Genomic DNA, 9,590 nt, shown 5'->3' with positions numbered 1-9,590 from the left:
GGCCACCGATCATAATGATATATTTTTCATTAGGATAATTACCCGTGTATATATTAATAATATTTCTAAATAATTAATATTGTTAATATATTTACTGCTCAAAAATAAATATCGGGACAATATGGGCAATATAAAGTTAAAGAAAAGGCTTAAAATGCTTCGCCATAACAATGGCTGGAGCATTTTAAGCCTTTGATTATGGTTTGGCAATTGTCATTACACGAGCAAACTACCGCCATCAACCACTACTATCTGGCCGGTTGTAAAACTGCCACGCATTAAGTATAGATAAGCTTCTGCAAGATCGTTTGGATGGCCGACCCTACCGGTTAACAAGTTGCTTCCAACTTGCTTAAAATAAACCTCTTTTTCTGCCTCAGGCATGCTTGATAACAGGTTGGTCCGGACAGTTCCAGCACATACCGCGTTAACTCTTATCGGTGCTAGTTCAACAGCAAGTGCGCGGGTCAGTCCATCAATAGCACTCGCCATTCCTGCGATCACCACTGTTCCTTTTCTCGGCTTTTTTCCGAGTGCGCCAGTTGTCAAAGTAATGGAACCGCCCTTTCTTATAAACCGAGCAGCATGCTTTGCCGCCATAATTGCTCCCCAAAAGCGCAGATTAATAGATTTTTTTGCCACTTCGATGTTTAATCCCGATAATTCGCTAAACTCCAATGCATCACCTGCTGTAAATACAAGGTGATCGAATTCTCCTGTATTTTTAAAAAGCTCCGCTATTTGAATTTCGTCTCCAAGATCAGCCGCGAAACCTTTACTTTCTGCTGACAGCATACTTAAAGCTTCTTCCACCTTTTTCTGGTTGCTAGATACCACGGTAACCAGTGCGCCTTCATTGGCTGCTGCAATTGCGGTGGCTAGACCAATACCTGATGTACCACCCAAAACAACGACTTTTTTACCGCCCAAACTGTTTTCTCTATTAGTTCCCATGTTGTTAACTATTTTAATTACTATAGGCAACAAAATTATCGTACAATTACTATACTATCACTATTCGTTACCCATAGGAAAGTAACTATATCTATGGAAAAATTAAAAGGTAAATCCGAACCTATCGTTGACCGGCAATTAGCGCTAAAAGATGCTATCGAGTTGTTAAGCGGTAAATGGAAGATTGTCATTCTTCGAAGTTTATATCTTCATGGGACCATGCGATTTAAAGATGTATTGGGAACTTCGGAAGGCATAACACCAAAAGTACTTTCAAAGGAATTGCAGCAGTTAGAAGAGAATTTGCTGATTACACGAACTGTTAACAATACAAAACCTGTTACAGTATCGTATGCTCTTACTGAACACGCCGGTGAAACACTCCCGGTCATCAATGCTTTAATTGTGTTTGGGCTGACACACAGAGAAAAGATAAAGTCCAAATAAGCTTTATACCAATCGATAAAGAGGTTTGACTTCGCTTTTGACAAAATCTTAAAGACTACATCATTTTTTTCCTTTGATTATTCGGGTAGTTGTAGAGAGGTTGCCATTTGTTTAAAGTGAAATTATAATTTTGTATACTTCACTTAATTAAGAAGTGAAGCCTTATCATATGTCAATTTAAGTTAAATAGCATCGTTTATATATTCATTATTATACCGCTGTTTTTTAATAAAGATCGTTTTTATTTCTTCTTGTCCGATAATTATCTTTATGCTAAGTAGCGAATAAATACTTTTCTTACCCAAAACTACTATTTTTAATACTGCCTGTCCAAAAGCGAACACTTGTTGTATCGAAACCAGACAATTAAAAGATTTAAAAGCAGTAATCGATTGATCTTCAACTACCTTTAACGTAGGCATATTCTTTGTCCTCATTTTATTGAGAGTTAGCTTTATAAGCTTCACTTACCAGTTTTATTAATATTATCAATTATGATTAAAAGCTATTTAAAGGTCGCATGGCGAAATTTATGGAGAAATAAATCCTTTTCGGCTATCAACATATTTGGACTGGCCTTGGGAATGGCTTTTAGCTTGCTTATTTTCTTGTGGATACAAAATGAATTAAGCGTTGATGCTTATCATCAGAATGGGGCGCGTTTATATCAGGTGTATGAGCGTGAATATTACGATCATACAGTAACAGGGGATTATGATACACCAGCACCATTAGCAGAGGAACTCAAAAAAGTTTTGCCGGAAGTAGAATATGCTGCCACGCTGGAAGAAGACAACAGGATAAATACCTTTAAGGTCGGAAACAAACTCCTTAAAATGGAAGGCACGGCTGCTAAACCGGATTTGTTTAAAATGTTTAGTTTCCCTTTGTTACAGGGAAGTGTAGAAAAAGCACTTAGTTCTCCTGCAAGCATTGCCATTTCCAGAAAAATGGCCGGGCTGTTTTTTGGAAGCCCGCAGGCAGCTATGGGCAAAACTATTCGTTATAAAAACCAAATAGACTTTACTGTGTCGGCCGTCTTTGAAAACATTCCTGAAAACACTTCCCGGAAATTTGATTAATTAACTCAAGTTGTCAGTTAGGTATTATTTTATCAAGGGTAAAAGCAAACACGAATAATGTAATTTTCAACAACCATCCTTTGAAAGTTACGGCATGAAGTTTTCTGAGAAACAAGCCTTTGATCTCACTGATGGTTGTTTCGATCCGTTTACGCATATATTCTTTTATAAAGGCAGCACTTACGCTATCTGTTCTTTTGGCATTTGATTTCCGGTGTACTTTCAAAGCAATCAGATCGGTTTCCATAAGCTGGTCCTCGATTTCGTAATTGGTATAAGCCGAATCGGCAAACACCTCGCTTTCGGCAGGCAGTTCCATTGGCAGCTTCTTTAAGGCCTGTGAATCATGTTCACTGCCCGGAACAAAACCAAACTCTACCGGAATACCATCTTTGGTAACCAGCAACTGTACTTTTACCCCATAAAAATAACGGCGCATACTGGTTTGCTTGCCATGCCACTGCTTGCCGTGTAATATTTTAGAATTCGCGATTCGAATATTATCGCAAACTGCTACCGGAAACGAATCGAGTACATAGCTCATCTCACAACTGATATACTTGAAATAATAACTGATCTGCATGAAAAGACTGTAAATCAGTTCTGCAATCCGATGTAACCTGCGGTTGAAACGGCTCTTGTCCAGCATGCCCGGTATCATTCCGGTCATTTTCATAAACTGCCTTGCCTTATCCTGATGCCCGCCAAAATACAACGACGATACAACTGCTGTTGTAATGATCTCGCTATCGCTGACCCGCCTCCGGCTGTCTTCATAATGTTTACTTGTTTTTAGTAAATCATCTATAAAACAAAATATTCCTATAATTTTATCCTTGGTAAGCATCATCATCGGTTCTTTAGTTGTGGTAAACCAAAGTTCCCTTTTTTGATGCTTACTCATTTACCATTTTATCTGGCAACTTGAGTTATTTAATCAACTGGGAAGCTTTTGCCCAGGACCATCCTTGGACAAATACATGGATGGCAAGAGGGCCTTTAACATTTATTATGCTGAGAGCTGGCGCTGATCCATTACTAACTGAAAAAAGATTACCCACTTTCTGGATACTTACATTAGGGAACAAAGTGCAGCTTACCGGATCCAGCTTGGTCTGCAAAAGTTTAGTGAGGGATACCTGCATGCTAATTTCATTAATGGCAAGACCAGCGGAGGCAGGATAGAGTATGTTCATCTGTTTAGCTTAGTAGCTGTATTTATTTTGCTGATTGCCTGTATCAATTTTATGAATCTCACTACTGCCCGTTCTGTTAAAAGGGCCAGGGAAATAGGTATCCGAAAAGCGGTAGGTGCTATGAGGGGCGTCCTGATCCGGCAGTTTATTGGTGAGGCAGTTTTGCTCGCTGCATTCTCCATGATAGTTGCTATTTTACTGGTGATCCTTCTGCTTCCAGCATTTAACCAGGTAACACAAAAACAAATTCAGCTTCCTTTCGTGGAAATGGGTTTTTGGTTGAAACTAATGGTATTTACAGTAATCATTGGAGTCGTTTCCGGAAGTTATCCCGCCCTTTATCTGTCTTCTTTTAACCCTGTTACAGTTTTAAAAGGCACGGCGAAATTAAGTACCGGTTCTGTGTGGTTTCGTAAAGGGTTGGTTGTTTTCCAGTTCGTACTTTCTGTCATGCTGATTATTGGAACAATGGTAGTATCAAGGCAGGTTGGTTTCTTACAGCATCAAAATTTGGGTTATGACCGCGAGAATCTCATCGATATACCATTTGAAGGAGCTTTAGGTTCCAGGTATGAGGTATTCAAAACGGAAGCATCAAAAATACTGGGCGTACAAGCGGTTACCCATGCTGATAATAATCCAACTAATAATGACAATAATACCAATGCCGTGGAGTGGAGTGGCAAAGAACCGGGCGTTAAAGTTCAGTTTGCACAAACGGGCGTAGGATATGATTTTGTTTCGACCATGAAGCTAAAGTTGCAGGAAGGAAGAGATTTTTCTAAAAACTTTGGTACAGATTCTACTGCTTATCTAATTAATGAAACGGCAGCCAAAACGATGGGATATAAGGAACCTATAGGAAAACCGTTAATAGTTAACGGGCAAATAGGTCATATTGTAGGTGTGCTAAAAGACTTTCATTTTGAATCCCTGCACCAACAAATACAACCACTATTTATTCAGTTAACAGATGGAGGCAGTCATATTTTAATCAGAACCAAGCCAGGTCAGACTAAACAGGCTTTAACTGGATTGGAGCAGTTATGCAGGGAGCTAAATCCAGATTTTCCATTTAGCTATCAGTTTCTGGATGAGGAGTATCAGCGCTTATATACATCTGAACAGGTCGTAGGAAAGTTATCCAATGTTTTTGCGCTAATGGCTATTTTTATTTCCTGCTTGGGATTACTTGGGCTTGCTATGTTTACAGCCGAACAAAGAGTGAAAGAAATCAGTATCCGGAAAATACTGGGTGCAAGTGCAGGATCTATTTTCACCCTGTTGTCTTCTGAATTTCTGGTTCTTGTCATTATTGCCTTTATGATTGCCTCTCCTTTGAGCTGGTACGCAATGAATAAATGGTTAGACGGCTTTGCTTATCGTACCGATGTGAAGTGGTGGATGTTTGCCCTGTCAGCTTTAATTGTCCTCACAATTACGCTGTTAACGGTAAGTTTTCAGGCTGTTAAAGCTGCTTTAGCTAACCCGGTAAAAAGTTTAAAAGCTGAATAGGATTTTGGTTACTATAATCAGACCTGTTTTCTTTACCGTCTTACCAATTATCTATAAGCAATCCGATAACTATCTTTAAGAATACAGTAACGGCAGTTTATATTCTTCTAATACGATTCCTTATTACAGAAAAACGAAGGAACTCATGTAAAGCGGCCCTCGCCTATTGAAAGTACATTTTTTATTCTTAAACTGTTACGTTTAACTATGACACATATCTAATTACAATAAACTAAGTTTTGTGTAGGTTTAAATGTAACGCTTAATGCTCTTTAGACTTAGGTGTTTTATCCTGTTCATTAAAATAACTGCCGACTAGAACACAACGCTTCAAGAATAATTACATAGCAAGAGTTAATGCTTTGGTTACATAAGCAAGAAGTTCGACCATATGGAAAGGTGAGAAATAACTCGCGAATAGCGTTATCAAGAATAATTTTAAAATTTAATAAGGATGGAACTATGAAAACAAAGCTCTAAATCTTCTTTCAATACTGTCCGGATCAGAAACGCGTGCTCGAAGCACAGGCAGACCTTCTTGGAACAAAGTTCGTATTCAACTACTACGCCAGCTTTGTTACGGCACAAATGGACAATATGCTCGCGGCAAATACGCCAATCTCCAGTAAGCTTTCAACAATCCAAGAGGAAGCAGAAGTGACTAAACAAGCTATCGATCTTTTTTATACACTTGGTGAGTCTGATTTTAATAATTCCGATCACCCCTCGCGGCTTTAGCGCCTGAGCGCAGTGTCTGCGGGACTTACCGCCGGGCTTGTTGATATTTTTAATTATTATATCGTTAAATATCAGAACCTTTCCCCCCAGGAAAAGGAACAATGGGAATACTGGAAATTTTCTGTTGCTATAAACGCGTTGGTTCCGGTACTTTACATGGATAGCGGTGAAAAAGGGGTGTTTAACTGGAGTATGGCTTTGGCTAAAACCATTGTTGGATATAACCGCGAAGCAGCCGGAGATGTTGTCCTTATGAGTAAGGAAACACATCGGAAATTTTCAAATGTTCCAGAATTTATCACATTTGACTACAAATTGAAAAACACAGGGAACAGGGTTATTAAAGCAACTGTAGAGTTTCGTATCGATTCTGTCACGGATGATTCTAAGAACGTTAAACTGGAAGCCGCAAAATTTTTAACCAAGGTCATTCAGCCAAATGAGATTAGTACATTTGCCGATACCCTTTTCTTTGCATTACCACCCGGTAGTTTTTCAACACTTCAACTTAAATTTGCAGCACTAAGCGACCCCAAAGCGAAATTCGCATTTGATTACGTCAGCGGCAGCGATATACAGGTAGAGGATTTTCTTAATCATCATGATGCGCTTGGCCTTGATTCGCTTACGATGGAATCATTCTTAAGCTATCTGGAGTACTTACGTTCTAACCTGATCAGACATAACTATAACAAACTGATATGTGGACCCGAAAGATATGTTAACTCCTCAAATTACGAAAAATATGATTTTCCGGTTATTATGTTAGCAGATTCGCTCATGGATGCCAGCTTGCAAAAAAGTGTAAATGGCGATCAAAAAGATCAGCTTACTTTAAGGATAATTGAAAGTAAAGATTATAAATCGGCGTCTGCAACATACCAGCAGGTGGTTAAGTTAATGAGGGATTCTTATGGCAAGTCTTATGTGATCAGCGAAGACAAAGACGACCAGTCCTTTACCACATTCTTTAAAAGCCCGGATCACAAAACAACAATGATGCTATCATTTTATTTCCGCAACCCTCAGAGCGATTACGGGCTCAATAATACAAATGATGTTGGCATATCAATTTTTAATCATTAGGGGCGCTTCCGTCAGAATACAGAGCTATATCTTTAATTTTCTTTAAGGAAGCGTAGACGATTCACTTGCACAAGTCTTCTCAGAAATAGTTTGAGATTTGTTAAGTATCGGCCATATAAAATTTTAGCCAGAGGCATAATCGAACTAATTACAAATACGTAACAAAAACCATGGTGCGTAAGTTAATAGAATTGTATACGATCTCATAAAAGTGAGAGCAGCCAACCTCTTCAATCATATAGAGAATGGTTCGAGAACTGCACATTTAGATACACCCAACTGGGTTCGAACCTTCAGTCAAATAGTAGTAAAGAGTTACAAATCTATCACGGAAAGGTTCGAGTTTAGCCCTATTTTTGCTTGCTATCGAAGTTAAACCAAATAATACTTACACCGCAAGTTGTAAGATGCTAAAAAATTAAATAAGCTGAGAGATCAACAGTTGTTATAACCGACAAGTAGAATTTTATTTATATTGAAGTATTGAGAGAAAACAAAAAAATAGTAAGTTATAAGAGTGGTCGCTTTAAAAAAACTCAAAGTTTTAAGTGAAAATCAGCCAGTATTAAGCCTTACTTACCTATCTTTCAATAATAGAAACCTGTTTTTGACTAAACCCTCATCTATATGAGCGTCACCTACTTTAAACCCCGCGACCGTTTTGATTTCGCAAAAGATACGCTGGATATCGGCAACCCGGTAAGTTGGGACAGGGCGCATTTTTTAAAGCACTTTTTTAAAAGGGTGTTTGCGATAACAGATGACCAGATTGAAGCATTTTACCAACGCCACCTGGCATATTACTTGGAGAAACATAAAACTGGAACGGAAGAAGCTTTCTTCCGGTATTTCTGGGGCCTGATCGAAAGGCAGCTAAACGTACTTTTACGAAAAGATGTGTACGACAAGGATCATTTGCGAAACGAGCGCGAGATTGACAGGCTACAAAAGTTTACACAGTTGCTCATTTCTTTTGACCAGTGGCATATCCATAAAGCAAACAACGCGGTGATTGCCGGGCAGGAAACAGAAATCCATGTCCTGAAAGCGCAGGTAGAGCAGCTCAAAGTAGCGCTAAAGAAAGCAACTGCGCTGGAAACGCCCGACTATATCAATATTGCTTCCGGCCACCGTAATGCTGTGTTAGACCTGTTTTTGCAGATGCAGGAGCTAAAAACGCCCGAAGGAAAAGAGCTGATGCTGTCCCAGACGCAAAGCGTCTGGACAAAGATGATCTGTAAATACTTCCGCGAGGGAGATAAGGAAATCAACCTGGAAACCATACGCCGTTATTTCCCGGGCGATAAGCAGGAACCAGGTGATAAACATGCCGAAATCCCTATCAAATCAAAGTTATTTACGATCAGGCCTGCTAAAAAGCGAAGCTAGTTTGCTAATTTTTTGCTTCAGCCAGCAGTTCTCCCCTTTTGTTTTCCTGGTTAGCTATCAGTTTGATAAAGAGTAATTTATGACTTTGTCTTCCTTTACTTAAACACCATCAATTTAACCAGCCAGATTTGCCTGGTCAAAAAAGCTCACTCCTGTGGTAGACATTTGCCCTAAAACAAATGGCTATGGAAATATTAAACCACGACGCCCTATCGCGCTGCATCAGGGCTGCAGTTAGGGCGGAACTACTGGAACATTGTGAAACTTACGGAAACGGCCGGCAGGAACCAGAGCGGCTGCTGTCCAAACAGGAACTGGCCGGGGAACTTGGCGTCTCGCTGGTAACGCTTACCGACTGGATGAAAAAAGGGCTGCCCTATCTGCGCCTGCACAAAAGGGTTTACTTCAAAAAAAGCGAAGTGCTGGGCCGCATGCAGCAGAATCAAAGTTTAACCAATCAAGCAAAGGAGGAGAAAAGATGAACGTAGAACTTGTGACCAGGGAAGATTTGAAAGCGTTTAAAAGCGAACTGATCGAGGAGATCAAACGCATCGTGCAGCCGGGGCAGCCAACGACCAAAAAATGGCTTAAAAGTAACGAGGTCAGAAAGCTGCTGAATATTTCGCCCGGCACCCTGCAAAACCTGCGCCTGGACGGCACTTTGCGCTTCAGCAAAGTAGGCAGCATTATGTACTACAAGTTAGAGGACATTAATAAACTGCTGGAAGGAGGCCCGTTATGACAGCTGTTCCAATTCAAAACAAAATGGCGGGCTATAGCAGATGGGTCAGCCGGATGGGCGCGGACAGCAGGATGCTGGCCACCCACGTGAGCCTGTTTGCCGCGATCTTTGTTTGCTGGCAGCGCAGCGGGTTTGAAAGCCCCTTTCCCGTAAGCCGGAAAATGCTGATGTCCTATAGCCGCATTTCCTCCTTTGCCACCTATCATAAGTGCATCCGGCAACTGGACGAATATGGGTATATCCGCTACCGGCCCTCTTTTGATCCGGTAGGGCCCGGCAGCCTGGTCTGGTTACCGGAAATCAGCACCTGAGCAGAGCATTTCACCTAACAAAATCTGGTATAGCTACACAGCTATATATACCGCCCTGTAATTCTGCGCCATGAGGGAGCGAGTTAATGTTTTTGCTACACAAAAACCCGGGTTACCTCCTTCTGGGAGG

13 protein-coding genes are annotated in these 9,590 nt (G+C 40.3%); 9 read left to right on the top strand and 4 right to left on the bottom strand.

The window, feature by feature from the left end:
* Positions 1-216 precede the first annotated feature (216 nt).
* Positions 217-954 carry an SDR family oxidoreductase gene (locus Q0192_RS01935; RefSeq protein ID WP_299285265.1) on the bottom strand — a complete coding sequence of 246 codons (738 nt, stop codon included), beginning with the start codon at positions 952-954 and terminating at the stop codon, positions 217-219.
* 93 nt (positions 955-1,047) lie between these two features.
* Between Q0192_RS01935 and Q0192_RS01930 the strand changes: the two genes are divergently transcribed.
* The gene (locus Q0192_RS01930; protein ID WP_299285261.1) at positions 1,048-1,401 is read left to right on the top strand and encodes a helix-turn-helix domain-containing protein; all 354 of its coding nucleotides are present in this window, start codon (positions 1,048-1,050) and stop codon (positions 1,399-1,401) included.
* A gap of 182 nt (positions 1,402-1,583) precedes the next feature.
* Here Q0192_RS01930 and Q0192_RS01925 read toward each other — a convergent pair whose 3' ends face one another.
* Positions 1,584-1,838 carry a hypothetical protein gene (locus Q0192_RS01925; protein ID WP_299285258.1) on the bottom strand — a complete coding sequence of 85 codons (255 nt, stop codon included), beginning with the start codon at positions 1,836-1,838 and terminating at the stop codon, positions 1,584-1,586.
* 57 nt (positions 1,839-1,895) lie between these two features.
* Here Q0192_RS01925 and Q0192_RS01920 point away from each other — a divergent pair, with 57 nt between their 5' ends.
* Positions 1,896-2,483, top strand: a complete 588-nt coding sequence (locus Q0192_RS01920) for an ABC transporter permease (RefSeq protein ID WP_299285255.1) — start codon at positions 1,896-1,898, stop codon at positions 2,481-2,483.
* Positions 2,484-2,496: 13 nt separating this feature from the next.
* On the opposite strand, the gene Q0192_RS01915 is transcribed toward Q0192_RS01920, so the two are convergent.
* Positions 2,497-3,330 carry an IS982 family transposase gene (locus tag Q0192_RS01915; protein ID WP_299284661.1) on the bottom strand — a complete coding sequence of 278 codons (834 nt, stop codon included), beginning with the start codon at positions 3,328-3,330 and terminating at the stop codon, positions 2,497-2,499.
* 82 nt (positions 3,331-3,412) lie between these two features.
* Positions 3,413-3,679 carry a hypothetical protein gene (locus Q0192_RS01910; RefSeq protein ID WP_299285252.1) on the bottom strand — a complete coding sequence of 89 codons (267 nt, stop codon included), beginning with the start codon at positions 3,677-3,679 and terminating at the stop codon, positions 3,413-3,415.
* On the opposite strand from Q0192_RS01910, the gene Q0192_RS01905 reads away from it, so the two are divergent.
* From Q0192_RS01905 to Q0192_RS01875, 7 genes are all read left to right on the top strand, one after another.
* Positions 3,560-5,194 carry an FtsX-like permease family protein gene (locus Q0192_RS01905; protein WP_366518128.1) on the top strand — a complete coding sequence of 545 codons (1,635 nt, stop codon included), beginning with the start codon at positions 3,560-3,562 and terminating at the stop codon, positions 5,192-5,194. The genes Q0192_RS01910 and Q0192_RS01905 overlap by 120 nt on opposite strands.
* 513 nt (positions 5,195-5,707) lie before the next feature.
* Positions 5,708-5,932: a hypothetical protein gene (locus Q0192_RS01900; RefSeq protein WP_299285246.1), complete on the top strand. Its 225-nt coding sequence runs from the start codon at positions 5,708-5,710 to the stop codon at positions 5,930-5,932.
* Between the two features lie 12 nt (positions 5,933-5,944).
* Complete coding sequence (locus Q0192_RS01895) at positions 5,945-7,018, top strand: hypothetical protein (RefSeq protein ID WP_299285243.1); 1,074 nt, start codon at positions 5,945-5,947, stop codon at positions 7,016-7,018.
* 627 nt (positions 7,019-7,645) lie between these two features.
* Entirely contained in the window at positions 7,646-8,407 is a 762-nt protein-coding gene (locus tag Q0192_RS01890; protein ID WP_299285240.1) for a hypothetical protein, read from the top strand.
* Between the two features lie 185 nt (positions 8,408-8,592).
* On the top strand, positions 8,593-8,889 hold the full coding sequence (locus tag Q0192_RS01885) for a helix-turn-helix domain-containing protein (protein WP_299285237.1): 297 nt from the start codon (positions 8,593-8,595) through the stop codon (positions 8,887-8,889).
* Positions 8,886-9,149, top strand: a complete 264-nt coding sequence (locus Q0192_RS01880; RefSeq protein ID WP_299285234.1) for a helix-turn-helix domain-containing protein — start codon at positions 8,886-8,888, stop codon at positions 9,147-9,149. The genes Q0192_RS01885 and Q0192_RS01880 overlap by 4 nt, the downstream gene beginning before the upstream one ends.
* The gene (locus Q0192_RS01875; RefSeq protein WP_299285231.1) at positions 9,146-9,460 is read left to right on the top strand and encodes a hypothetical protein; all 315 of its coding nucleotides are present in this window, start codon (positions 9,146-9,148) and stop codon (positions 9,458-9,460) included. Before Q0192_RS01880 ends, Q0192_RS01875 begins: the two co-directional genes overlap by 4 nt.
* Positions 9,461-9,590: the final 130 nt, after the last annotated feature.

Origin of the sequence: uncultured Mucilaginibacter sp. (assembly GCF_937859865.1) — a bacterium.
GTDB lineage: Bacteria > Bacteroidota > Bacteroidia > Sphingobacteriales > Sphingobacteriaceae > Mucilaginibacter_A.
This window is presented reverse-complemented; position numbering and strand designations above follow the sequence as displayed.

Bases quoted from the DNA above. Each gene is read 5' to 3' on its own strand.
- Q0192_RS01935 (WP_299285265.1), bottom strand. From the start codon at position 954: ATGGGAACTAATAGAGAAAACAGTTTGGGCGGTAAAAAAGTCGTTGTT.
- Q0192_RS01930 (WP_299285261.1), top strand. From the start codon at position 1,048: ATGGAAAAATTAAAAGGTAAATCCGAACCTATCGTTGACCGGCAATTA.
- Q0192_RS01925 (WP_299285258.1), bottom strand. From the start codon at position 1,838: ATGAGGACAAAGAATATGCCTACGTTAAAGGTAGTTGAAGATCAATCG.
- Q0192_RS01920 (WP_299285255.1), top strand. From the start codon at position 1,896: ATGATTAAAAGCTATTTAAAGGTCGCATGGCGAAATTTATGGAGAAAT.
- Q0192_RS01915 (WP_299284661.1), bottom strand. From the start codon at position 3,330: ATGCTTACCAAGGATAAAATTATAGGAATATTTTGTTTTATAGATGAT.
- Q0192_RS01910 (WP_299285252.1), bottom strand. From the start codon at position 3,679: ATGAACATACTCTATCCTGCCTCCGCTGGTCTTGCCATTAATGAAATT.
- Q0192_RS01890 (WP_299285240.1), top strand. From the start codon at position 7,646: ATGAGCGTCACCTACTTTAAACCCCGCGACCGTTTTGATTTCGCAAAA.
- Q0192_RS01885 (WP_299285237.1), top strand. From the start codon at position 8,593: ATGGAAATATTAAACCACGACGCCCTATCGCGCTGCATCAGGGCTGCA.
- Q0192_RS01880 (WP_299285234.1), top strand. From the start codon at position 8,886: ATGAACGTAGAACTTGTGACCAGGGAAGATTTGAAAGCGTTTAAAAGC.
- Q0192_RS01875 (WP_299285231.1), top strand. From the start codon at position 9,146: ATGACAGCTGTTCCAATTCAAAACAAAATGGCGGGCTATAGCAGATGG.